Source organism: Marinobacter daqiaonensis (genome assembly GCF_900115285.1).
Classification (GTDB): domain Bacteria; phylum Pseudomonadota; class Gammaproteobacteria; order Pseudomonadales; family Oleiphilaceae; genus Marinobacter; species Marinobacter daqiaonensis.
The window spans coordinates 334,692-358,318 of record NZ_FOYW01000003.1 but is presented as its reverse complement, the minus strand read 5'-3'; the positions used below and the strand labels follow the sequence as shown (position 1 = coordinate 358,318).

The window sequence follows — 23,627 nt, the reverse complement described above, 5'->3', positions numbered from 1 at the left end:
TCCGGCCCCGCTGTCACAAAGACAGCTTTGCTGATTGAACCGCCCGCCACAACGGGCTAAGGTCGGACCATTCCAATTAAAACATGATGTCAGTCTGCCCATGGATGCCACCAGCCACCCGATTATACTGATTGCGATCTGCGCCCTGGCCTACCTGGCGGGGTCGGTACTGTTCGCGATCCCCATCTGCCGGCTGTGGCGACTGCCGGACCCGAGGGCACTCGGGTCACGAAACCCCGGAGCCACCAACGTATACCGGGCCGGCGGTCCTCTGCCAGCGGCACTGACCCTGCTTCTGGACGCCCTGAAAGGGGCCCTGCCTGTCTGGCTGGCGCAGGAAATCGGTCTGTCGGTTTTCGCCCAGGCGATGGTGGCTCTGTGCGCTGTAACCGGCCACATGGTCCCGGTCTGGTACCGCTTTCAGGGCGGCAAGGGAGTCGCTACCGCCCTGGGATCCGGGCTGGCACTGGCGCCGCTGACCACAGCCGTCCTGGCCCTTATCTGGCTTCTCATTCTGTGGCGCTGGCGCATTTCCGCCCTCGCTTCGGTGATCGCCATCGGCTCCGGCCCCGTGATCAGCGCCCTGTTTGAACCGGAAACCCTGCCCCTGTTCGGGCTACTGGCCATTGTCATTGTGATCCGCCACCGCAACAACCTGATCCGGCTCACCCAGGGGCGGGAAAGCCGGTTCTAGTGCCACGGTGGAGTACATGACCGGCCAGGTCCCCAGGGGTCAGCCCAGACCTTCGGTCCGGATCTCCGCAAGCCCTGGCAATGTATCCATCGGCCAGCGTGGCCTGGCCACGATTCGATCACCGTCCCGCTGACCGGCAAGCAGTCGCTGGCAGCCGGCATAGGCAATCATTGCACCATTGTCTGTGCAGAATTCCGGGCGGGCATAGAAAACCGAGGCGCCCTGTTTGCCGGCCATGGCTTCCAGCGCCGACCGCAGCCGCCGGTTGGCACTGACGCCACCGGCCATTACCAGGCGATCGCAGCCACTGGCTTCCAGGGCCCTCCGGCACTTGATCACCAACGTGTCCACGACCGCGGTCTCGAACGCCAGGGCGATGTCGGCCCGGGTCTGATCGTTCCAGTTATTCGCCTGTTTTTCCGCAGTGACGGTGTTGAGGGTGAAGGTCTTCAGACCACTGAAGCTGAATTCCAGTCCCGGCCGGTCGGTCATCGGCCGCGGAAACCGATAAGCGCCCGCCCGCCCCTTTTCCGCCAGGGCCGCAACCCGGGGGCCCCCCGGATAGTCCAGGTCCAGCATCTTTGCGGTTTTGTCGAATGCCTCACCAGCGGCGTCGTCCACGGACTCGCCAAGCAGCTGGTACTCTCCGATGCCTTCCACCTTCACTAATTGGGTGTGGCCACCGGATACCAGCAGCGCCACAAAGGGAAAGGCGGGCGGATTCTCCTCCAGCATTGGCGCCAGCAGATGCCCCTCCATATGGTGGACACCCAACACCGGCACATCCAGAGCCAGCCCCAGGGCATGGGCCACCGACCCGCCCACCATCAGCGCGCCGACCAGGCCGGGCCCCGCGGTATAAGCGATGCCGGAAATGTCCTGCCGGCCACAACCCGCTCTTTTCAACACCTCGTCACACAGCGGCAGCAGCTTGCGGACATGATCGCGGGAGGCCAGCTCCGGCACCACCCCACCATAGTCAGCGTGCATATCGGTCTGACTGAACAGAGCATCCGCCAACAAGCCTTGCTGGCTGTGATAGAGCGCGACACCGGTTTCGTCGCAGGAGGTTTCAATACCCAGAATCAGCATAGGAGCCGGCACCTCAGGCCATACAGTCTAAAAAAGTTGCGGCATTCTACCAGAAACCCTGGCGATAGTTTCATAGGAAGATTGACGCTACCCCACCCCGGGCGCTATTATTGCCGCCCCAAATAGCACTGGTTGAGTTTTGTGCAATTTTTTCTAAACCGAATTCAAGGTAGGTGATCTTTAATGCCAGCTGTTAAAGTGAAAGAGAATGAACCGTTTGACGTAGCGTTGCGTCGTTTCAAGCGTTCCTGCGAGAAAGCAGGCGTACTCTCGGAAGTGCGTCGTCGTGAGCACTACGAGAAGCCGACCGCTGTTCGCAAGCGCAAGGCCGCTGCCGCCGTCAAGCGTCATCTCAAGAAGCTTCAGCGGGAACAGCGCAAGTTCGAGCGCCTGTATTAAGAACGGTGAAACCCTGCACCGCAGGGTTTTGAACCCGTTCATGGCGCGAGAATCCGGTTGGCGTCATGCTGACCGGCAAGCGTGATACAAATGCCGTCGGGGTATGGCCCCGACGGCATTTTTGGCTGTGCTCACCGACAGCCTCCAAAGCAGTACACGGCCCTTCAGGCCCGGCATGGAGTAGGCATGAGCGGACTGATCCCCCAGCGTTTTATTGAAGACCTGCTGGACAGGACGGACCTGGCCGAGCTGATCGGCTCCCGGATTACTCTCAAGAAGGCCGGCGCCAACTACAAGGCCCGCTGCCCGTTCCACGATGAAAAAACACCGTCTTTCAATGTCCGCCCCGACAAGGGGTTCTACCACTGCTTCGGTTGCGGCGCCCATGGCGACGCCATAAGTTTCGTCCGTGAATTCGAGGGCCTGGACTTCACCGCCGCGGTCGAGGAACTGGCCCGACGCGCCGGCCTGGAAGTGCCTTACGACAAGGCTGCCAGTCAGCAGATCAGGCAGGCCAGGACACTGACGGACGCCCTGGACTTTGCCAGCGAGTTCTACCACAACCGGCTCAACGCAAGCGAAGGCACCCTGGCCCGCAATTACCTGGCGGAACGCGGCCTGGACCAGAAGATTATCGAGCTTTATCAGCTGGGATTCGCCCCGGGCGCCGGCACGGCTCTGTACAATGCCGCTGGCGATGAACTGCGCGGCCCGCTGATTGAAACCGGAAACATTTCCGATCGCTATGGCAAGCCCCGGGACCTGTTCCGCAACCGGGTGATGTTCCCCATCCGCAACACCCGGGGCCGCACCGTCGCCTTCGGTGGACGCACCCTGGGGGATGACAAGGCCAAGTACATCAACTCCCCGGAATCGGATGTTTTCCACAAGAGTCGCGAGATTTATGGCCTTTTCGAGGCCCGCCAGGCACTCAGACAGATCGACAAGCTCCTGGTGGTCGAAGGCTACATGGATGTGATTGCCCTGGCCCAGTACGGCATTCATTACGCCGTTGCCGCTATGGGCACCGCCACGAACCAGGACAGCCTGGGCGCCCTGCTGAAGCAGACTCGCCACCTGGTATTCTGCTTTGACGGCGACACCGCGGGCTACCGGGCGGCAGACCGGGCCATGGAGAATGCCCTGGAGTTGCTGGCGGATGGCATCCATATGCAGTTCCTGATGCTGCCGAAAGACGAGGATCCGGACACCCTTGTCCGCAAGGAAGGTCCGGAAGCCTTCGAGAAACGGATACAGGGGGCCACACCGCTTTCCCGCTATCTGTTCGACCGGATGCAGGAAGGCCTGAACCTGGAACTGCCGGAGCACCGCGGGGAACTCCGCTCCCGGGCGGAACCACTGCTCAACCGCATGCCCAAGGGCACGCTGCGGGACGCCATGTGGCACGAGATGATGAGACTGTGCCGGCCACCCCGGGGCACCTGGGAAGAGGGTCGTGGCGGACGCCAGTGGAGCGGTCCCCGGCGCCAGGGCCGGGGTGCCGGCACCGGTGTGCCGGCGCAGCGGGAACCGGTTCGCCTGAGCAGGAATCACATGCTATGCCTGGCCATGCTGGAAGCGCCTGACCTGGCTCCGGAGCTGAGCGAACTCTGTCGCCAGGACCGGCAACTGGATACCGCCGCCCGGTTCGCCCAATGGCTCGGGGAGCGCCAGCTGAAGAATCGCCGGCAGATCCTGCACCATCTGGCGAGAGCGCCGGAAGAGCAGGCCCGGTTTCAGGGCATTTTCGACGGAATCGAACACCTGCCCAGCCGTGAAGACGCCCTGGACAGCGCCCGGGAGCTGCTGGCGCCCAACGAGGAGGCAATGCGGAAGCAGCGCCTGAAGGCGCTGGCGGAAAAAGCCCGGGACCTCAACTTTGCGGACATGACGCCGGAAGAGCGTCAACGGCTGAAGGCGTCACTGACGGACCATCAGGGAAAACACGGATGAGAAGGGAAGTCACAGGATTTCAGGAGGTTACTGAAAATATGCTGAAAGCAACCGAAAATCGGGCTGATGGCTTGAAACCGAAGCTATCGATCACCATCTAACCATTCGGTGGCAGTCATTACGTGCGGCCGCTATAATGGTCGTTTAATTTTTTACCTTTCTACCATCAATTTCACAGGGTGTCTATGTCAGGCAATTCTCAGAAATCCCGTTTGAAAGACCTCATTGCTCGAGGCAAAGAGCAAGGTTACCTGACTTACGCCGAAGTCAATGACCACCTGCCTGAGGATATCGCGGATCCCGATCAGGTAGAAGACATTATTCGCATGATTAACGACATGGGCATCCAGGTATGTGAGGAAACGCCCGATGCCGACACCCTGCTCATGACCGAGGGGGACTCCACCGCCGACGAGGCCGCCGCCGCAGAAGCCGCCGCCGCCCTGGCCGCGGTAGAGACCGACGCGGGCCGCACAACCGACCCGGTGCGTATGTACATGCGTGAAATGGGCACCGTGGAGCTGCTGACCCGCGAAGGCGAAATCGTGATCGCCAAGCGCATCGAGGAAGGCATCCGTGATGTGATGGCAGCCATTGCCCACTTCCCCGGCACGGTGGGCACCGTGATCCAGGCCTACGACCGCATCATCGAGAACGAAGGCCGCATCAGCGACATCGTTACCGGCTTCCTTGATCCGGATGATGCCGAGCCTTTCATGGGAGAGGACACTTCCGACACATCTTCATCCGATGACGACAGCTCGTCCAGCGATGATGACGACGACAGTTCCTCCGAGGAAGAGAGTGACAGCGGCCCCGATCCCGAAGAGACCCGCCTGCGCTTTGAACTGGTGCGGGAAAAGCTCGCGGTGGCGGAAGAGCATCTGGCCAGGCATGGCCGCGCCCACAAGAAAACCCAGGAAGCCCTGAACGAACTCGGTCAGGCCTTCGCGCCCTTCAAGCTGGCCAACAAGGCCTTTGACGAGCTGGTCAACGTGGTCCGCTCCACCAATGAGCTGGTGCGGGAAAACGAACGGGGCATCATGCAGATCTGCGTTCGTGAATGCCGAATGGACCGCAAGGAGTTCATCAAGTCTTTCCCCGGCAACGAGACCAACCTCGACTGGGCGGAGAAGATCGCACGTTCCAAGAAGCCCTATGCGAACGCTATCGGCGAGCGCATCGACGAAATCGTCCGTCTGCAGAAACGCATCGCCAACGTCCAGAACGAAGTGGACCTGGATATTCCCGACATCAAGGAAATCAACCGTCGGGTCTCCATCGGCGAAGCCAAGGCCCGCCGCGCCAAGAAGGAAATGGTCGAGGCCAACCTGCGTCTGGTGATCTCCATCGCCAAGAAGTACACCAATCGTGGCCTGCAGTTCCTGGACCTGATCCAGGAAGGCAACATCGGCCTGATGAAGGCCGTGGACAAGTTCGAATACCGCCGTGGCTACAAGTTTTCCACCTATGCCACCTGGTGGATCCGGCAGGCCATTACCCGCTCCATTGCGGACCAGGCCCGCACCATCAGGATTCCGGTGCACATGATCGAGACCATCAACAAACTCAACCGGATCTCCCGCCAGATGCTCCAGGAAATGGGCCGCGAACCCACGCCGGAAGAGCTGGGCGAGCGTATGGAAATGCCTGAGGACAAGATCCGCAAGGTCCTGAAAATCGCGAAAGAGCCGATTTCCATGGAGACCCCCATTGGTGATGACGAAGACAGCCATCTGGGAGATTTCATCGAGGACATCCAAGCCCTTTCGCCAGTGGATTCCGCCACCGCAGAAGGACTGCGGGAAGCGACCCGCTCCGTTCTCGCCGGGCTCACCGCCCGGGAGTCCAAGGTTCTGCGTATGCGCTTCGGTATCGAGATGAACACCGACCACACGCTGGAAGAAGTCGGCAAGCAGTTTGACGTCACCCGGGAGCGGATCCGTCAGATCGAGGCCAAGGCCCTGCGCAAACTGCGGCACCCGTCACGGTCCGACCACCTGCGCGGCTTCATCGACGATCAGGGCAACGGTTAATCTCTGCAATCAGTAGCGGGCGCCATGCCGCAACGGTATAATGGCGCCCGATTTGCCTCAGGCAAGCAGCATTCAAGAAAAAGGGCCTATAGCTCAGTTGGTTAGAGCAGGGGACTCATAATCCCTTGGTCGCTGGTTCGAGTCCAGCTGGGCCCACCACTTCCCTGTCATTCAGCCTGCCTGGTTGGACTCCGCTGGTGCGGAGCCTCGTTCAACCGCCAAAACCGGCTCAATCACTCGTAACCTTTCGAAAGAATCTGCTCTCGCTTGCGGTCATAGCGCTCGTTTTCCTTCCGCAGTTTTTCTTCGAATTTGTGGTGGGCGCTATCCACTTTCTCATCCAGTTTGTTGCGTTTCTTGCGGATTTTCCCAGGCTTGTCTTCCCTGGCCTCTTCGCGGCGGAATTCTCGCTCTGCCTTGTTCAGCTTGCGCACCAGCTCTTCCTCAAGGCGGGCGACCTTGCGATCGTACTTGTCATCGAGCCGACGAAGCTCATCCCGACCATCGTCCCCGAGGTCGGAAGGCGCAGGGCGATAATCGTCTCGTTCGCCGTAGCCTCGCTCAAACGGATCAATGCCGGTCTTGCGCCTCACCTCCTCCCTGACCGTTTCTGCGGTCCGATTGATCACATCATTGACGATGTCGTCAATAAGTCGCTCCTCAGCTGATTGCGCGAACGACAATGACGGCGATGAGACAGCGAGCGAGAGAAAAAGCAACAGAACAGACTTTCGGATCCGCATTTCATACTTCCTTACAGTTTTGATTGGATTGGTCCTGAAAAAACGGGCACCGTGTTCCGGACCCGGCACTCCACCCCAGACCCGTCCGCTTTCGAATCAGCGGGTCAACGCAGCCCCTCTCCAACCCTGTCCACATACTCAACAAATCGCTGGATCAGACCCGCTGCGACCGGGGTTTCCCCGACAGCGGCAAGCAAAGCCTCCGCATCCTGACCTTCATCCTGCAGCCGTGGCGCCTGAATGCCCAGGTACGCCCGCATGATTTCGGCATTGAATTCCGGATGAAACTGCACGCCCCAGGCGTGCTGGCCAATTCGGAAGGCCTGGTAGCGTTCCCCCGGCGAGCAGGCAAGGAGGACAGCATCTTCCGGCAGTGTCAGTACGGACTGGGCATGGGTCAGGTGAGCAGGAAAACGGGCCGGCAGCTGGCCGAACAGGGGGTCGCTGTCGCCTGCCGGCGTCAACTGCACCTCGAAGGTACCCGACTCCCGCCCTTTCGGCCGATAGCCAACCTCTCCTCCCATGCCGTGGGCCAGCAGCTGGTGGCCATAGCAGACCCCCAGTACCGGGACTGACTCGTTCACGGCAGCTCGGAGCCAGGCCGCCGTTTTCTCGCTCCAGGACTCGCGATCGGTGACCATGGCGGGGGAGCCGGTCACGATAATTCCCCGCCAGTCCGCCGGCTGCCCGGGGTCCTCTCCGGCGGAGACATCCACGGTCATCGCCTCTCTGCTATCGGCCAGTTCTCGTAGGAACCAGCTTTCGAAGTCGCCAAAGTGATCACGAATTTCCGGATAGGTGGAGCCTGTCTTGAGAATGAGCAAGCGGGTCATCGTGCTGGATATCTCCTGGGGGGCGGAGGATCACTTTACCACATCGGCCGGGACGTAAAGGCCGTTCGCCCTTGCCAATATCGGCATTGACGAAAACGATGAACTGATTCTGGACGAGATTGCCCTGGTCTCACTGCGCCAGGCCTTTAACGGCCTTGAAGAGGCCAGCCCGGCGGATCTTGAGATGCTCCACCAGTACGTGCGGGCGGGCCTCGCCGGTGAAACAGGCCGCCAGGCTGCGCGGCTCCTCGGGAATTACGTTGGTTACCGGCAAGCCCTCGAGCAGGCAGAGGCTCAATGGATGGCGGAGCAACCGTTAGCGCCGGGGGAGAAACTTGAGCGCACCATCGCCCTGCGCCGTCAACACCTGGGACCACTGACCTCCAGCCAGCTGTTTGCCGGTGAGGATGCCCACCAGCGCTTCCTCATTGCCCGGGAGGAGGTGCGCGCGAACCGTGACCTGAGCAACGATCAGCGGCAGGCTGCCCTGAGCCGGCTGAAAGAAAATCTCCGCTCCGGTGCGCTGTTGGTTAACAGTAAAGGGACCAGTGCTCCCGAGGATCTTCGTAATGCTCGTGAAAACTGGAGAAAGCTGGGCCTCAGCGAGGCAACCCGCCTGCAACTGGAGCAACAGACTCTGGGTCTGGTTGCCGCCCGGGACCTGACGGGCAGCAACAGTTGGGACTGGCAACAGCGATATGATCATTTCAAAAAGGAAAGGAATCTGGTTCTCCGGGCGGGTCTTTCCGAAGAGGAGAAACAGCGCCAGATCGACACGCTGCTGGTACCCACTTCAATAGCGACGAACTGGACGCCCTCGCCAACTGGCTCCCCCAGCATCTGCGGGCAGGCGTCCGCTAGTGCCCGGCCCGGTTAACTCGTTGAACTACTGAGAATCCCTGACCACTGGCTCAGCCACCAGTCGGAAACCCGCAATCGCGTTGCGGGCCTGAAAGCGGTTTGCCGCCCTGGCATGAACGGCGGGAAAGTGCCAGCTGCCGCCTCGCAGCACTTTGTACTTGCCGTCCTGGGGCCCGTCGGGATCGGTTTGCGCCCCCTCCGGATACGCCCCATACCAGTCGCCACAAAGCTCCCACGCATTCCCCAGCATATCGTGGAAGCCCCAGGGATTGGGTGGGTAGCTGGCCACGGGGCGGGGGCCCGAAGCCCTGCCAAACGGTTCGCATCCGGGGAGCACCTGTCTCCCCGTGACATTGGCCTGGGCCCCGCTGAGACAGTCCCCGGTGTAATAGGCGTTGGCGGTGCCCGCCCGGGCGGCGTACTCCCATTCCGCTTCCGTGGGAAGCCGGTAGTCCCACGCCGGATCCTGCTCGCTAAGGGCCTTGATGTACCACGCAACCCATGCAGGCTTGAGGCCATCAACCGGGCAGTCATTGCCACACTCCGGAAAGGCGGAGGGTACACCGTCGACCAGGGCAAGCCATTGGCGACGGGTTACCTCGGTTTGCTGCAGATAGTAGCTGTTACTGATGGTGACTTCATGAAGGGTTTCATCCGGCTCGTGCCCTGGCGTGTCTGACGGACTACCCATGGAAAAACGGCCGGCGGGCACCTGGATGAAGGTCATTCCCAGGCCATTGGTAAACTGTGAGGGCGATTCGGCCCCGGCAGCCTCGGCCGCAAGGAGGGCAGATGCCAGAACAAGTGTGCGAAAGGATGGGCACATAACGTTTCCTGTTCAGAGAAAACGCCGGCAATCGCTTATGATCGCCAACGTTTCACTTCAGGATAGTCGTCTAGTTCAGGGCGTCCAGGATCAGGTCCGCCAGTACACGGGAACCGGCTGCGGTGGGGTGGATGCCGTCAGAGCTGATATAGCGGCTCTCATTGCCCGCAAAAGCCGGACGGGTCTCCACACAGGTCACACCCAGGTTGTAGTACCCCAGAGGAAGATAATCGACTATAACGCGACCGGCAAAATGCGCCCGCTCCGGGAATGCCCCAAAACCCGCAGCCGCGCCAGTGTGACCGAGTTCACAACGGGTTCCGGCGAAACCGCGCCACTGCCAGGGCCAGCAGGAGGAAAGCAAGACCCGTCACGGGGAACCACTCCGGCCACTTCGTGAACCAGGAGGCGAACCCTTCGCCCGGAGGGGTATAGGGCACGGGGACCAGCATGCCGGTGCGTTTCCGGAAGGGGGTCTGGGCAAGCACACGGCCAGAGGGAGACACAACCATGGAAGGGCCGTTGTTTATCACATGAACCAGCGACACCCGGTTTTCAACGGCCCGCAGCACGGTTGCGCCGGCATGCTGCCAGGGCATGCGGGAGTCACCGAACCAGCCATTGTTGGACAGTATGACGAGAATGGGGCTGGAGGGGGTCTCGGCCACGGACCGGGCAATGTGGCCGGGGAAGGCGCTCTCGTAACAGATGGCCGGCACCAGATTGACCCCTGCCACCGGGAAGTGAGTCCGCTCTTCCCCCGGGGTCAGGTCAGCGAAAAATTCCCCCAGGTACCGTTTCACCCATCTCATGAGCCAGGGGAACTCGCCGGACAACGGCAGCGTTTCACCAAAGGCCACCAGACGGTGTTTACGGTAACGCTCCTCCAGTTGTCCCCCAGACCCCAGCAGGACTGCCGTATTGTGCTCACGGAAGTCAGCACCCTCCCCCTGCTGCTCGGCATCGTGAAAAACCAGGGGCACGCCGAGATCGGCCACATTGCGGCCATAGGCAAGGCGCACGTAATCCCTTTCGAAATACCCTTTATAACGGGTCTCCGGCCAGAGAATGACTTGCGCACCCTCATCCGCCAGCCGGTGACTGATCTCCATCTCCGGCGGCCAGGCGCGGGCAAAACCCGGTTCGGGCGGTGGCACTGCGGCGCTGGGGGTTTCATTGGACTGCACCAGCCCTGCCGTGAACTCCGGCCAGCCAGCCACCTGCTGGTCCCACCGGGACAGGGCCCACCAGCCGTAACCCAGCCACACCGCCAGCATGACCACCCCCAGGACGCCCACCAGCGCGGAGGTCCGGGACTCAAGCGCGGGCGACCGACCGCTGCGCTGCTGCCAGGCGGCGGCCACCAGGGCGTTACTGAGACCAATCATGAAATCGAGGCCGTAAACCCCGGTCCAGGCCACCCCCTGTATGGCCGGCAGGAAAGCGCTCTGGCTCTCGCCCAGCTGGAGCGGAAACAGTACCGGAAACCAGCCGAAGAAAAGCATCAGCAGGATGGGAAACAGCCACAGGGAATAGTCGCCCAGCCAGCGTTGAAGCAGCCGGTAGGTCACCGCCAGCAGTGCGGTAAGATGGGCACTGAGTAACCAGAACAGGACCGACCCCGCGAGGGCCGGACCGAAGGAATAGTCTTTCAGGCGCTGGAGGAACTCCACCATCCACGAGGTTCCCACCAGAAACAGACTCAGACCGCAAAGCAGGCCAAGGCCGTATGCCGCCCTCAGACTTTTCCCCCGCAAAATCAGCAGGAATGGAACGAAAGCGACCCAGGTGAGCGGGTAAAGTCCGGCGTAATTGACAGGGGTGGCCACCAGAACACCGGTCAGAACCGCGCCCAGTGACGGCAGCCACGACCGGAATACCGGTGGCACCTGGCATCTCATCCGGCGTCATCCTCCGACTCCGGGGCTGCCAGGGCCTCCATCTGCTGCCTGAGCATCTCCTGCTTTTCCTCGTCAGCCAGATCCTCACGCTCCATCAGCATCTGGCGGAGCAGGTGAATCCCGGTAAGACGATGGATCTGCCCATAGAGTGCGTCAGCCACGTCCGGGCCCAGTGTCATGCGGCGCAGGGCCTGCTGCATCATTGACTGCGCATAGGCTGCCTCGATGCTTTGGGGTCCCTTCAGGCGATAGTGGAACAGCGCTGTCTCGGCTCGTTGATACCGCAAAAAATCCGGAAGGATCGCGTTCACGGGCCGGGCAGTTTCCCTCGGCAAACTGCGGCGCAGCAGGAACTGCGCCCGCTCCAGTGCCGGGCCGCTGACAACCGGGGCATCTTTCAGGGCGGCCGACAGAGCCATCAGCAAGGGCTCCAGGGATGCCAGCGAATCGCTGTTTCCCTGTTCATCGACAGGCAGCCGCCTGATCGTCCGGTCCACCTGGGAAAAGTCCACCCGCTCCGCCAGAGCGGGAGACTGCGGCGACAGATACTGGCCCCTGCCCGGGTCCGGAGTGGCCATCACGCCCAGACGACCAATGCCGTTAAGCAATGCGGCAACCGCCAGCAATGTCAGCGCCAGCATGGCGAGTGCCGGCATCCAGTTGCCGAAGGCGGGAACATCCCGGTACGAATTCATCATGGCGTATTCCATGGGCCGGATGATATCAGGAACGTCATGATAACCCGGGCCCCTCGACGTCCGTGATGATCAGGTTCACAGGCCAGTCATGCCCCACAGGCCATACCGGACGCCAGAGCGTCACGCCAATACACTGGAATTAGGTTACACTGGCGAACGAATTCACTCTGGAGCTCGCCATGCCCCAATGGTTGCAATGGATCCTGATTGGCCTAGGCCTGATAGCCATCTTCGTATTGGCGATGTTTATCCTGCGCCATACCCGGCTGGTCCGGGATCAGAAGAAAACCCTCGCCAAACAGGAAGCATTCCAGTTACGGCGACGGCAAGACATGATCGAAAGCATTCGCATTCTCGCCATGGCGGTGGAGGAGGACCAGGTGGAATATTCCGAGGCCTGCCTCCGCATCAAGGGGCTGCTGGACCATGTTGCACCGGAACTGCTGCATCAAAACCCTTACCGGGTGTTCTTGGAGATGCATGATCAGATCCAGCACATGCCTACCCACCAGGCCCGCCAGCAGACCGACAGTCATTTCGTGCACAAGATGGACAGGGAGCGCCACGCCCTTGAGGAGCAGCACGCCGATGCCATTCGTCGGGCAGCCACAGCGATTCGCCACCACGATTTCCACTGACCGCTCCCGTCCCGAATATTTTTGTAACAGTTTGTTACCAAGGGCGGTCAGAAAGAAATTCCTTCCTGACTGAAATTCAAGCAGTTTTAGTTACCAAGTAACACATGTTAAGACGACTGGTTAGCCCGCGACAATAAAGGACGGGCATTTTCCGACCCATTGTCTACAGTGAATAAAGAACCGATTGTACTCAGTGTGCGTACCCCGGACTGTATCTGTTGAGTAGACGACGTTTTGGACTCAGATACGTCTTGATCTGCAACAAGCGGGTGAGCTTGCCGGCCTCAGGGCCGGCTTTTTTATGCCTGGCTCATCATACCGGCCATAGCAACTACGGAGTCTTTCGACGCCACCAGATCGTCGAACTGCTCGGCCACCTGGTCCGGGTCCAGTCCCAGATGGATGTAGAGAGTTTCGGGAATAACCTTGCGCGGGCCCAGGTTCAGGCCGCGCTCGTTAAGCAGTTGGCGCCCGAGCCAGAGCAGCTTCGGATAGACCTCCAGTGGCCCGCTATAGGTCAGGTTCTTCTGGTGGCGAATGGCCACGATCACCTCATCCGGCATGCCCCAGTTTGCCATCAGTTCCGACGCCAGCTGTTCCCGGGTCACGCCCAGCAGGTAATGCTCGATCAGGGAAGTATCAACATGGTCATTCACTTCCCAGTGGCGACAGGCCAGTTTGAAATGGGGAGGAAATACCTGGGCCAGTACCAGGTAGCCAAAGTTGTGAAGCAGGCCGCCCAGGTAGGCCAGACCAAAGGTGGGGCGCTGCCCTCTCGGCATCATGCCGGCCAGAATACCGGCAGCCTGGGCTTCCCAGATGGCCTGCTGCCAATAGCCCACAAAACCCCGGGGATGGTCGCTTGGCTGATTCAGGGTTTTACCCAGTGACAGGCCCATGGCCAGGTTCATCACCAGATCAAACCCCAGCACCCTCGATACCGCATCATGTACCGAGCGTACCTGGCCGGCCGCGGCGTAAAAGGATGAGGAGGCCCAGCTCACCACCTGTGCCGCCAGACTGGGGTCGCTTTCCACGATGTCCACCAAGTCCCCCATGGCGGCGTTCGGGTTTACCCTCAGATGGATAATGCGCTGGGCGGTTTCCGGCAGCGGCGGCAGTTCAAGGGTATCTTCCAGGCGCTGACGGATCCGCAGACCCGTGAACTTCTGGATCGCCGACTTCAGCTGCTCACCGTCTTTTTCAGGAGCGCCCAGATTGACGTCGACGGAACTCAGCGGCACGCAGAAGGACCGCAGGTCGGCACCGTGGATGAGCCCGCCGAACTGCTCCTGGTTCAGCCGCAGGCAGGCGTTGTCGCCCGCCGGTTCAATCACGACCATGTCCGCGCTTCTGGCGCGATCGTCAACCAGGGTGGGCCACCCTGTAAGCCCCGGTAGCGCCGGTATCTCCCTCAACCCGGTCTCCCGCCGCAGGCGGGCGTACTCGGTCTGGGAGACCAGGTGTAGATCCCGGCCCAACTGCTTGTTGAGATCCACCAGGTCGAGCAGGTCGTCCCGTCGGGTTATTGCCTGGATATTGCCCTGGTCGTCCCCCAGCAACACCATTCGCAGGCGGGCTCCACTTTCTGTCCCGGCCACCGCCTCCGGCTGTGCATTGATGGTGGCTGCCTCCAGAACCTTACGGATTGCAGCAGACATTTCCATTGCGTTCTCCCAAGCCATGCGCTGGCGACTGACGAAGTGTGTGGTGGAAGGTCAGCGCCTTCATGTTTCACTTATTCAGATTGTATGACACTTTGCTGCCGAACCGGCCGATTTCAGACATCTCCATAGCGAACCCGCTCTCCCAGCCACCGCCGCACCAGGGCGTGAACTGCCGGCGGCGTCGCCATCATTGATGGTGCTATCTCGCGGACCGTCTCGATCCAGCCCCGGTCCCGCTCGAAATCCGCCAGCCGGAACTGCATCATGCCGGTCTGCCGGGTTCCAAGAACCTCGCCCGGGCCCCGTATTTCCAGATCCTTTTCGGCGATCACGAAGCCGTCCTGGCTCTCCCGCAGTGCCTGCAGCCTGGCCCTGCCGTTCTGGGACAGGGGCGCCTGATACATCAGGACGCAGAAACTGGCCTCTTCGCCGCGACCGACGCGCCCCCTGAGCTGGTGCAACTGGGCCAGGCCCAGGCGCTCGGGATTCTCGATGATGATCAGGGAGGCATTGGGCACGTCCACGCCCACCTCAATGACCGTGGTGGCCACCAGCAGATCCAGTTCACCACTCTTGAAGCGGTCCATGACCTCGGCCTTCTCCGTCGCCTTCAGGCGACCATGAACCAGGCCAACCTTCAGCCCGGGCAGCCGCTCCCGAAGATTTTCCGCGGTCACCTCTGCCGCCTGGCACTGGAGAGCTTCAGACTCCTCGATCAGGGTGCAGACCCAATACGCCTGGCGACCGCCCTGACAGGCTTCGCGCACCCGGTCCACCACCTCGTCGCGGCGGGCTTCGGGGATCACGATGGTTTCGATGGGCTTGCGGCCGGGGGGCAGTTCATCAATCACCGAGGTATCGAGATCCGCGTAGGCGCTCATGGCCAGTGTGCGCGGAATCGGCGTCGCTGTCATGATCAGCTGATGGGGAGCAAGCCGTCCCTCTGCGCCCTTATCCCGCAGGGCCAGACGCTGATGGACGCCAAACCGGTGTTGTTCGTCCACAATGACCAGCCCCAGCCGCTCGAAGTGGACGTCCTCCTGGAACAGGGCGTGAGTGCCGATCGCCAGGTTGGCCTCACCGGAGGCCAGGCGCTCCAGAGTCCGGGTCCGCGCTTTGCCCTTGACCTTGCCCGAGAGCCACTCCAGCTCCAGGCCCAACGGTTCCATCCATTGTCTGAAGTTCTGGAAATGCTGCTCGGCCAGGATCTCTGTGGGCGCCATCAGAGCCACCTGGGCACCCGACGACACAGCCTGAAGCGCTGCCATGGCCGCCACCACGGTCTTGCCTGACCCCACATCCCCCTGCACCAGTCGCAGCATGGGCAGGGGCTGGCTGAGGTCCTGACGGATATCCTCCACCACCCGCGACTGGGCCGGAGTCAGCCGGAACGGCAACTGATCCAGGAATCGCTCCGTCAGTTCACCCCGGGGCAACAGCGCCAGAGCCTGACGCTGCTGGATCTGCTGGCGCACCAGTAACAGACTGAGTTGATGAGCCAGCAACTCCTCCATTACCAGGCGTTGCTGTGCGGGATGGCATCCCTCCATCAGGAGATTCACCGGAGCGTCGGCGGGCGGTGCGTGAACCAGTGCCACCGCGGAAGAAATATCCGGCAACTGATAGTCTGCCAGCAGGGACCCGGGCAACCAGTCCCGAATCGGGTAGCGCTGCAGGTAACCCAGGGCCTGTCGGCACAGACTCCGGACCCGGGGCTGCTGGACGCCCTCGGTCAGGGGATAGACCGGAGTCAGGGTCGCCTCCCCCGGAGGCGGCATGGGCGGAGGATTGACCTGATACTCCGGGTGATAGAATTCAAAACCGGCCTTCCCCGGGCGCACTTCGCCGTAACAGCGCACTGTCGCCCCTTCGGTAAGCTGGTTTTTCTGGGCGGCGGAAAAGTGGAAGAAGCGCATGACCAGGAACCCGGTGTCATCCCGGAGGGTAACCTGGAGACTGCGGCGGCGGCCCATGACCATGTCCGAGCGCATGACGGTGCCTTCAACCACCCCGGTGTCACCCAGCCTCAGACTGCCCATTGGCAGGATGCGGGTGCGATCCTCATAGCGATGGGGAAGGTGAAACAGCAGGTCCTGGAGGGTACGAATCTCCAGTTTCGCCAGGGTTGCCGCCAGGGCGGCACCCACACCCTTCAGGGTGGTAACGGGCAGGTCTTCCAGTGACGCCACGGGCAGGGATCAACCGGCGACCAGGGCCGGCTTTTCCTTTTCGGCCTTTTCAATGACCCGACACTGACTGGCCGCCAGGGACAGGACGTCAATGGCCTTGGGTCGCGGAAAGGTGACCCGCCAGGCCAGCGCCACGGTCCGGAACGGGACCGGCGGGGCAAAAGGCCTGACCGCGAGAATATCCTCGCTGTAATTCATGGAGGTGGCCGCGGACAGCGGCAATATGGTGACCCCGAGGCCCGAGGCCACCATGTGACGAATGGTCTCGAGGGAACTTCCCTCCGTGACCAGGCTCGGGCCAGGTGCACCAGCACCGCGTTCGGCAACAGCCTCCACCAGGGGCGGACAGGATTCCAGGACCTGGTCCCGGAAACAGTGCCCCGGACCCAGCAGCAGAAGCTGCTCCCCGGCCAGTTGCTCGGCGGTGAGGGCCTGTTCCCTGGCCAGTGGATGCCCGCCGGGCAGCAGGACCACAAATGGCTCATCATACAACGGCAGCGTAACCACTTCGGGTTCTTCAAAAGGCAGCGCGATGATGATGGCATCGAGGTCGGACTGGCGAAGCTTCTGCCGCAGGTTCGCGGTGTAGTTCTCCTCGATGAAGAGCGGCATCTCGGGTGCGGCTCGCCGGAGCTCCGGCAACAGGTGCGGGAACAGATAGGGGCCAATGGTATAGATGGCTCCCACCTTCAGGGGCGAATTCAGCTGATTCTTGCCGTCCTGGGCCATATCCCGGATCACCCCGACCTGGTCGAGAACACGCTGGGCCTGTTCAATGATTCGCTGGCCGGTCTCCGTCACCCGGATGCTGCTCTTGCTGCGCTCGAACAGGGGGATGCCCAGCTCGTCCTCCAGCTTCTTCACGGCAACACTCAGGGTCGGCTGACTGACATGACAACGTTCGGCGGCCCGCCCGAAATGCTTTTCACGGGCGAGCGTGACAATGTAACGTAATTCGGTCAAGGTCATGACAGACTCCAATTGCTCTTTATGAGCTAAAGCATAAGGATTGAAATTGACTATGGCAATCACCACGGGCCCGTCCCGGCCCCGTATTCTTGTAGCTGGTTGCGGCGCCCTGGGCGGAGAGGTCGCACGACGGCTTGCCTCCTCGGCCGAGGTCTGGGGAATCCGTCGCACTGCCAGTGCCATCCCCTCCGAGGTGAACCCGGCGCCGGCAGACCTCCTGGACAGGTCTTCCCTTGCCCGGGCGGTTCCTGCAGCCCCCGACATCATCCTCTACTGCCTCACCCCCTCAAGCTACGACGACACGGGCTACCGCCAGGCCTATGTGACCGGCCTGACCAATCTTCTGGCCGAAACTGACACCAGCAGGCTCCAGCGACTGTTCTTCATCAGCAGCACCAGCGTCTACGGCCAGGATGACGACAGCGAGGTAGACGAATCCAGTCCCATGGGGCCGCGGCGCTTCAGTGGCGAACGGGTGCTTGAGGGTGAGAGACTGGCGATCGGGAGTGGGCTGCCCGCCACGGTCATTCGTTTCAGTGGGATTTACGGGCCCGGCCGTGGCCGCTTTCTGGAATCGGTCGTCGAGGGTGAACTGAATCCGGCCTCGCCCGGCCCCTACACCAACCGGATTCACGAGGAAGATGCCGCTGCCGTGTGCATCCACCTGATTCAGCTGGCGCTGACAGGCACCCTCCTCAAGGACTGCTACCTGGCCAGCGACTGCGAACCCGCGAGGCTGGATGAGGTGGTGGCATGGATTCGCAACCAGCTGCCCTGCCAGCCACCCCGGCCAGATGGACGCACGGGCGGCCGGGGTGGCAGCAAACGGTGTAACAACCAGCGCCTTCTCGATACCGGCTTTGAATTCCGCTACCCGGATTTCCGGACCGGCTACCGGCCCATGATCGAAGAACTGAAAAGTAAGGGTTAGTGCACCGGCTAGTGTCCCGGCCGGTTAATTCGCTGACCTATTGCTTGCCGCTGGCGACTCTGGCCAAGGCGTCAGTCCGCAGGTGTGGTGGTTCCACATCAAGGGCTGACAACACAGGTCCAGAGTCGCCAGCGGCAAGCCCTCCGGGAGCCCCTGAAAGCCTTGAGAGCTGTGTTGCGGCGCCTCGATTTGGAACCACCAAACCTTCGACACCGCGCCTTGCTCTCAAGGCTTTCAGGGGCTCAGTAGGTCAGCGAATTGACCGGCCGGGACACTAGCTAATCACCATGATGGCGTCCATTTCCACCGGGACGCCCTTGGGCAGGGAGGCCACCCCGATGGCGGCCCGTGCCGGGTAGGGCTCCTGGAAGTAGGTTGCCATGACTTCGTTCACGGTGGCGAAGTTGGCCAGGTCGGTCATGTAAATGTTGAGCTTCACAATATCCTGGAGACCGCCGCCGGCCGCCTCACAGACGGCCTTGAGGTTCTCGAATACCCGCCGGGCCTTGTCACCAAAATCGCCGGACACCACCTCCATGGTCTGCGGATCCAGCGGAATCTGTCCCGAAAGATACACAGTATCGCCTGCCTTGACGGCCTGGGAGTATGTACCAATGGCTTCTGGCGCGGCATCGGTCTGGATAATGGATTTGTTGCTCATCTGGGGTTGGTCCTGCGTTGGTGTAAAAAGAACATGCTGCCGCTCGGGGCGGGAAACTGTCAACCGCCCCGGCGAGGTCCGGCTCCGGGAGCCATCAGCTCCGAACCCGGCTGATATGGGTCACAGCGCGAATATTGCGAACCCGACGCATCACTCGGGCCAGGTGCTTGCGTCCGTTGACGTGCACTACCAGACTCACCACGCTGAGGCGGGCGTTCTGCTCTTCCACGTTGATGCGTTCGATGTTGCCATCCGCCTTGGCCACCGCGCTCGCCACCTCGGCGATCACCCCACGCTGACGCTCAAGCTCCACCCGGAGCTCAACCGAGAATTCGTCGGTGATGTCTTTTGCCCATTTGAGATGGGTAAGCTGGGCCCGGTCTTCCGAGCTTTCCGGCAGACGCGGACAGGTATCACTGTGAATCACCAGACCATGTCCGGAGTCCATGACGCCCACCACGGGATCGCCGGGGATCGGCTTGCAGCAATTGGCGAAACGCACCAGCAGCCCCTCAGTGCCACGTATGGTCACGGCGCCGTGTTTACCAGTGCCATCATCGGTGATGGTCTCCTTGTCCCCAGGGCCGGGTTCCGTAATCACATCGCCTGCCACCAGCTGGCGGGCAATGAGATAGGCCATCCGGTTGCCGATGCCGATCTCGCTGAGCAGGTCGTCGAAACTTTCCACCTGGTTGTGCCGGACCACCGCGCCAATCTGTTCATCCCTCAGCTCCGAGAGCTTCCGGCCAAAGCCATGCAGGGATTTCTTGAGAAGGGTCTTGCCCAGCGCCAGGGACTCCGCCCGGCGCTGCAGCTTGAGCGCATGCCGGATGCTGCTCCGCGCTTTGCCGGTCACCACGAAACTCAGCCAGGCCGGATTGGGCCGGGCATTGGGGGCGGTGATGATTTCCACCGTCTGGCCACTCTGCAGGGGCTGACTGAGGGACCCCAGATTGCGGTTGACCCGGCAGGCCACGCAGGCGTTGCCGATGTCCGTGTGAATGGCGTAGGCAAAGTCCACCGGCGTGGCGCCGGAGGGAAGCTCGAGAATCTTGCCCTTGGGCGTGAACACATAGACCTCGTCCGGGAACAGGTCCGTCTTGACGTGTTCGATGAACTCCAGCGAATCCACCGCCCGCTCCCGCATTTCCATCAGCCCCTGGACCCACCGGTCCACCCGCTTCTGGTTCACCGCAGTGACGGGCGACTGCTCGTGCTTGTACATCCAGTGGGCGGCAATGCCGTCATTGGCGATCTGTTCCATCTCTTCGGTGCGGATCTGGATCTCGATATTGACGTGCATCCCGAAAAGGGTGGTATGGAGGGACTGGTAGCCATTCGCCTTGGGCATGGCGATATAGTCCTTGAACCGGCCCGGCAGCGGCTTATACAGACTGTGGACAGCACCCAGGATGCGGTAGCAGTCGTCTTCGCTGTCGGTGATGATGCGGAAGGCATAGACATCCATGATCTCATGGAAGGACTTGTGCCGGAATTTCATCTTGTTGTAGATGGAATTCAGGTGCTTTTCCCGCCCCATGATGAGACCGGGCAATCCGCGTTCCTGAAGCTTGTCCTCGAGTCTGCCCCTGATCTCGTCGATGATCTCCCGGTGGCTGCCCCGAAGCTTGTCCACGGCCTTGGAGATGTATTTCGCCCGCATGGGATAGAGGGACGCAAAACCGAGGTCTTCGAGTTCAGTACAGACCCGGTGCATGCCCAGCCGGTTGGCGATGGGAGCGTATATATCCAGGGTTTCAGTGGCAATGCGCTGGCGCTTCTCATAGGGCATGGGCCCGAGTGTGCGCATATTGTGCAGGCGGTCCGCGAGTTTGACGATAATGACCCGGATGTCCCGGGCCATGGCCAGGGTCATCTTCTGGAAGTTCTCGGCCTGGGCTTCGGCACGGGAGCGGAACTCGATCTGGGTCAGCTTGCTGACGCCATCCACCAGATCGGCCACGGAGTCGCCAAACTGCTCGCTTAGGGCTTCCTTGGGAATACTGGTATCTTCAATCACGTCGTGAAGCATCGCAGCCATCAGGCTCTGATGATCGAGCCGCATGTCCGCCAGGATGGTGGCAACCGCGAGGGGGTGGGTGATATAGCGCTCACCACTGCGTCGCATCTGGCCCTCATGGGCCTGTTCGGCATAATAGTAGGCCCGGCGCACCTGATCGATGCGACTGTCGTCCAGATAGCTGCCAAGCTGGGTTGCCAGGCCTTCGACTGTGGCCTCCTCCCGCTCTCGCTCCGCTACTAGTAGCTCTTGCGCCACCGCGCCTCCGAATGGATCTCAGGAAACGGGGATAAAAAAGCCCGAATGCGAACATTCGGGCTCTTCCTGTACCCCGCTGGAATTACGTGGCGCCTCACGCATTGCGCCATGTATCCACTATAAATCCATCGGGGCGAATTTCAATGGTCTTTTACAGCCTCTTCAGCCGGCGTGGCCGAAGCAGGCTCAATCCTCGTCTTCTTCCGTCAGCAGGGACCGGGTGATCTTGCCTTCGGCGATTTCCCGCAGGGCGATAACGGTCGGCTTGTCATTCTCTTCCGGCACCAGCGGATCGAAGCCCTTGGTGGCGATCTGGCGGGCGCGCTTGGTCGCCAGCATAACCAGCTGGAAACGGTTGTCGACGTTTTCCAGGCAATCTTCAACGGTAACTCGTGCCATATCTTCCCCGACTGAGATAACAGATTACGGTGTGAATTCGGTCAGCCCGGTCAAAACCGGACCCTTCAGCAGACCGCGTAGTCTACCGGCAAGTGCTCACGATGTATACCGCTACCGCGATGGGCTGTCGTCCATCAGGGCCGAGAGCAATCCGGCATGGCGCACCTCCTGCCGATCCATCCGCAGACGCTGGCTGGCGACGATGGCCAGCAACTGGTGCAGCGCCACGCTGAAATCGTCGTTGACCACGAGGTAGTCGAACTCGAGGGCGTGGCGACACTCCTCGGACGCCTCCCGCAGGCGCCGCTCCACCACATCGGGGGCGTCGGTACCACGACTGGTCAGACGATGACGAAGCACTTCCGCCGAGGGCGGCACCACAAAGATGCTGACGCAGTCCGGCATCAGCCGGCGAACCTGGGCTGCTCCCTGCCAGTCGATCTCAAGGATCACATCCTGGCCCCTTGCCAGGGTCTGCTCCACCCACACCTGGGAGGTACCGTAATAATTGCCGAACACATCCGCGTGCTCCAGGAACTCGTCACGGGCGATCATCGCCTCGAAGGTGGTACGGCTGACAAAATGGTAGTTCACCCCGTCCTGCTCACCGGGGCGCATGGGACGTGTGGTATGGGAAATCGACACTCCAAGCTGCTCGTCGGCCTTGAGCATTTCAGCCACCAGGCTGGTCTTGCCAGCTCCCGACGGGGCCGAAATCACATAGAGGGTGCCTTTCTCGACGGGCTGACTCATAGGGCTTGAGATACGGTTGATTGGCGTCAGGAGGGCCTGAAAGAACCAGCCCCCGTTTGAAGAGTGCGCAATTATACGGATTCGACCCCGGTTCGCCCACCCGGGGCCGGAAGAAATTACTCCAGGTTCTGCACCTGTTCCCGCATCTGTTCGATCAGCACCTTGAGGTCAACTGCGATACGGGTCACCTCCGCATCAATCGACTTGCTGCTCAGAGTGTTGGCTTCGCGATTGAGCTCCTGCATCAGGAAGTCGAGACGGCGACCGATGGCGTCATTACGCTGCAGGGTTTCGCGAACTTCCGCCCCATGGGCTTCAAGCCGGTCCAGTTCCTCTGCCACGTCGGACTTCTGGGCCAGCATGACCATTTCCTGGCTGAGCCTCTCCGGATCCAGCTCCACCTTGGCGGTGCGGAAGCGCTCCCGAAGTGTCTCCTCCTGGGCTTTCAGCAGACCGGGCATCCTGTCGCGCACCTGCTCCACCAGCGTGGTCATGGTGTCCAGCCGATCCTCGAACAACGGGCGCAGTCGCTCGCCCTCCCGCTCCCGGACCCGCACGAGATCCTCGAGAGTTCTGCCGAACAGCTCATCCGCCACCGCCTTGAGCGGCGACAGATCCTGCTCTTCGCGCTCCATCACGCCGGGCCAGCGCAATACATCGAGGGCATTGATATGGGCGGGATTGTCCAGAGTCCGATTGATCTGATTGATAGCCCCGTTCAGGGACGCCACCAGGGCATCGTTGACCGCTATGCTGGTATCGGCAGCTTCCGTACCCTGCAGACGGAAGCCAATGTCCGCCTTGCCCCGGCCCAGGGTCTTGCGGAGTTCCTCGCGAAATCCATTTTCCAGCTCCCTCAGGGCTTCCGGCAACCGGAAGGAAGCCTCCAGATAGCGGTGGTTAACGGTGCGGATCTCACAGGTCAGCACGCCCCATTCGGCCTGGGTTTCCTGGCGGGCAAACGCCGTCATGCTTCTGATCATGGTGACTCCATTGGGCTACGGAAAACGTTTAACTCACAGTCTACCAGCTTGCGGGGCCCAAGGCGGAATCTCCGGCCTGTCCGGAAGGGAAACACGCCGTGCTATACTCCGGTTCCTTTCCAC

The 23,627-nt window shown here is 61.2% G+C and carries 21 protein-coding genes and 1 tRNA gene; 8 read left to right on the top strand and 14 right to left on the bottom strand.

The window, feature by feature from the left end; genetic code table 11:
* The first annotated feature begins 100 nt into the window (after window positions 1-100).
* Window positions 101-694, top strand: a complete 594-nt coding sequence (plsY, locus tag BM346_RS16745; protein ID WP_092015904.1) for a glycerol-3-phosphate 1-O-acyltransferase PlsY — start codon at window positions 101-103, stop codon at window positions 692-694.
* A 39-nt stretch (window positions 695-733) separates the two neighbouring features.
* Here plsY and tsaD read toward each other — a convergent pair whose 3' ends face one another.
* A complete protein-coding gene (tsaD, locus tag BM346_RS16740) occupies window positions 734-1,786 on the bottom strand; it encodes a tRNA (adenosine(37)-N6)-threonylcarbamoyltransferase complex transferase subunit TsaD (RefSeq protein ID WP_092015901.1) in 1,053 nt (350 codons plus the stop codon).
* Window positions 1,787-1,969: 183 nt separating this feature from the next.
* Here tsaD and rpsU point away from each other — a divergent pair, with 183 nt between their 5' ends.
* From rpsU to BM346_RS16720, 4 genes are all read left to right on the top strand, one after another.
* Window positions 1,970-2,185 carry a 30S ribosomal protein S21 gene (rpsU, locus tag BM346_RS16735; protein WP_007153483.1) on the top strand — a complete coding sequence of 72 codons (216 nt, stop codon included), beginning with the start codon at window positions 1,970-1,972 and terminating at the stop codon, window positions 2,183-2,185.
* Between the two features lie 186 nt (window positions 2,186-2,371).
* Window positions 2,372-4,138, top strand: a complete 1,767-nt coding sequence (gene dnaG / locus BM346_RS16730; protein WP_092015899.1) for a DNA primase — start codon at window positions 2,372-2,374, stop codon at window positions 4,136-4,138.
* Window positions 4,139-4,323: 185 nt separating this feature from the next.
* On the top strand, window positions 4,324-6,174 hold the full coding sequence (rpoD, locus tag BM346_RS16725; protein ID WP_092015896.1) for an RNA polymerase sigma factor RpoD: 1,851 nt from the start codon (window positions 4,324-4,326) through the stop codon (window positions 6,172-6,174).
* Window positions 6,175-6,256: 82 nt separating this feature from the next.
* Window positions 6,257-6,333 (top strand) — tRNA-Ile (locus BM346_RS16720).
* Window positions 6,334-6,407: 74 nt separating this feature from the next.
* On the opposite strand, the gene BM346_RS16715 is transcribed toward BM346_RS16720, so the two are convergent.
* Both BM346_RS16715 and BM346_RS16710 read right to left on the bottom strand, forming a co-directional pair.
* Window positions 6,408-6,917, bottom strand: a complete 510-nt coding sequence (locus BM346_RS16715) for a hypothetical protein (RefSeq protein WP_092015893.1) — start codon at window positions 6,915-6,917, stop codon at window positions 6,408-6,410.
* A 104-nt stretch (window positions 6,918-7,021) separates the two neighbouring features.
* Window positions 7,022-7,750 (bottom strand): glutamine amidotransferase, encoded by a 729-nt coding sequence (locus BM346_RS16710; RefSeq protein WP_092015890.1) that lies wholly within the window; start codon window positions 7,748-7,750, stop codon window positions 7,022-7,024.
* A 184-nt stretch (window positions 7,751-7,934) separates the two neighbouring features.
* Between BM346_RS16710 and BM346_RS16705 the strand changes: the two genes are divergently transcribed.
* Window positions 7,935-8,627, top strand: a complete 693-nt coding sequence (locus BM346_RS16705; protein WP_092015886.1) for a lipase secretion chaperone — start codon at window positions 7,935-7,937, stop codon at window positions 8,625-8,627.
* A gap of 9 nt (window positions 8,628-8,636) precedes the next feature.
* Here BM346_RS16705 and BM346_RS16700 read toward each other — a convergent pair whose 3' ends face one another.
* The 3 genes from BM346_RS16700 to BM346_RS16690 form a co-directional block, all read right to left on the bottom strand.
* Window positions 8,637-9,437, bottom strand: coding sequence for a formylglycine-generating enzyme family protein (locus BM346_RS16700; protein ID WP_092015883.1), 801 nt, complete (start codon window positions 9,435-9,437; stop codon window positions 8,637-8,639).
* Between the two features lie 308 nt (window positions 9,438-9,745).
* The gene (lnt, locus tag BM346_RS16695) at window positions 9,746-11,338 is read right to left on the bottom strand and encodes an apolipoprotein N-acyltransferase (protein ID WP_092015880.1); all 1,593 of its coding nucleotides are present in this window, start codon (window positions 11,336-11,338) and stop codon (window positions 9,746-9,748) included.
* Window positions 11,335-12,036, bottom strand: coding sequence for a lipase secretion chaperone (locus BM346_RS16690; protein ID WP_092015877.1), 702 nt, complete (start codon window positions 12,034-12,036; stop codon window positions 11,335-11,337). The genes lnt and BM346_RS16690 overlap by 4 nt, the downstream gene beginning before the upstream one ends.
* A 179-nt stretch (window positions 12,037-12,215) precedes the next feature.
* On the opposite strand from BM346_RS16690, the gene BM346_RS16685 reads away from it, so the two are divergent.
* On the top strand, window positions 12,216-12,674 hold the full coding sequence (locus tag BM346_RS16685; protein WP_092015874.1) for a DUF2489 domain-containing protein: 459 nt from the start codon (window positions 12,216-12,218) through the stop codon (window positions 12,672-12,674).
* 299 nt (window positions 12,675-12,973) lie between these two features.
* Here BM346_RS16685 and BM346_RS16680 read toward each other — a convergent pair whose 3' ends face one another.
* The 3 genes from BM346_RS16680 to BM346_RS16670 form a co-directional block, all read right to left on the bottom strand.
* Window positions 12,974-14,341, bottom strand: coding sequence for an HDOD domain-containing protein (locus BM346_RS16680; protein ID WP_092015873.1), 1,368 nt, complete (start codon window positions 14,339-14,341; stop codon window positions 12,974-12,976).
* A gap of 113 nt (window positions 14,342-14,454) precedes the next feature.
* Window positions 14,455-16,530, bottom strand: a complete 2,076-nt coding sequence (gene recG / locus BM346_RS16675) for an ATP-dependent DNA helicase RecG (RefSeq protein WP_092015870.1) — start codon at window positions 16,528-16,530, stop codon at window positions 14,455-14,457.
* A gap of 9 nt (window positions 16,531-16,539) precedes the next feature.
* Window positions 16,540-17,499: a hydrogen peroxide-inducible genes activator gene (locus tag BM346_RS16670; protein WP_092015867.1), complete on the bottom strand. Its 960-nt coding sequence runs from the start codon at window positions 17,497-17,499 to the stop codon at window positions 16,540-16,542.
* 52 nt (window positions 17,500-17,551) lie between these two features.
* On the opposite strand from BM346_RS16670, the gene BM346_RS16665 reads away from it, so the two are divergent.
* Window positions 17,552-18,430 (top strand): NAD-dependent epimerase/dehydratase family protein, encoded by an 879-nt coding sequence (locus BM346_RS16665; RefSeq protein WP_092015864.1) that lies wholly within the window; start codon window positions 17,552-17,554, stop codon window positions 18,428-18,430.
* 274 nt (window positions 18,431-18,704) lie between these two features.
* On the opposite strand, the gene BM346_RS16660 is transcribed toward BM346_RS16665, so the two are convergent.
* The 5 genes from BM346_RS16660 to BM346_RS16640 all read right to left on the bottom strand — a co-directional run bounded on the left by BM346_RS16660 (window position 18,705) and on the right by BM346_RS16640 (window position 23,504).
* Window positions 18,705-19,091: a RidA family protein gene (locus BM346_RS16660; protein ID WP_092015861.1), complete on the bottom strand. Its 387-nt coding sequence runs from the start codon at window positions 19,089-19,091 to the stop codon at window positions 18,705-18,707.
* A 94-nt stretch (window positions 19,092-19,185) separates the two neighbouring features.
* Window positions 19,186-21,369 (bottom strand): RelA/SpoT family protein, encoded by a 2,184-nt coding sequence (locus BM346_RS16655; protein WP_092015858.1) that lies wholly within the window; start codon window positions 21,367-21,369, stop codon window positions 19,186-19,188.
* Window positions 21,370-21,555: 186 nt separating this feature from the next.
* On the bottom strand, window positions 21,556-21,768 hold the full coding sequence (gene rpoZ, locus BM346_RS16650) for a DNA-directed RNA polymerase subunit omega (RefSeq protein ID WP_092015855.1): 213 nt from the start codon (window positions 21,766-21,768) through the stop codon (window positions 21,556-21,558).
* Between the two features lie 111 nt (window positions 21,769-21,879).
* Entirely contained in the window at window positions 21,880-22,521 is a 642-nt protein-coding gene (gene gmk, locus BM346_RS16645) for a guanylate kinase (protein ID WP_092015852.1), read from the bottom strand.
* 116 nt (window positions 22,522-22,637) lie between these two features.
* Complete coding sequence (locus BM346_RS16640) at window positions 22,638-23,504, bottom strand: YicC/YloC family endoribonuclease (protein ID WP_092015849.1); 867 nt, start codon at window positions 23,502-23,504, stop codon at window positions 22,638-22,640.
* Window positions 23,505-23,627: the final 123 nt, after the last annotated feature.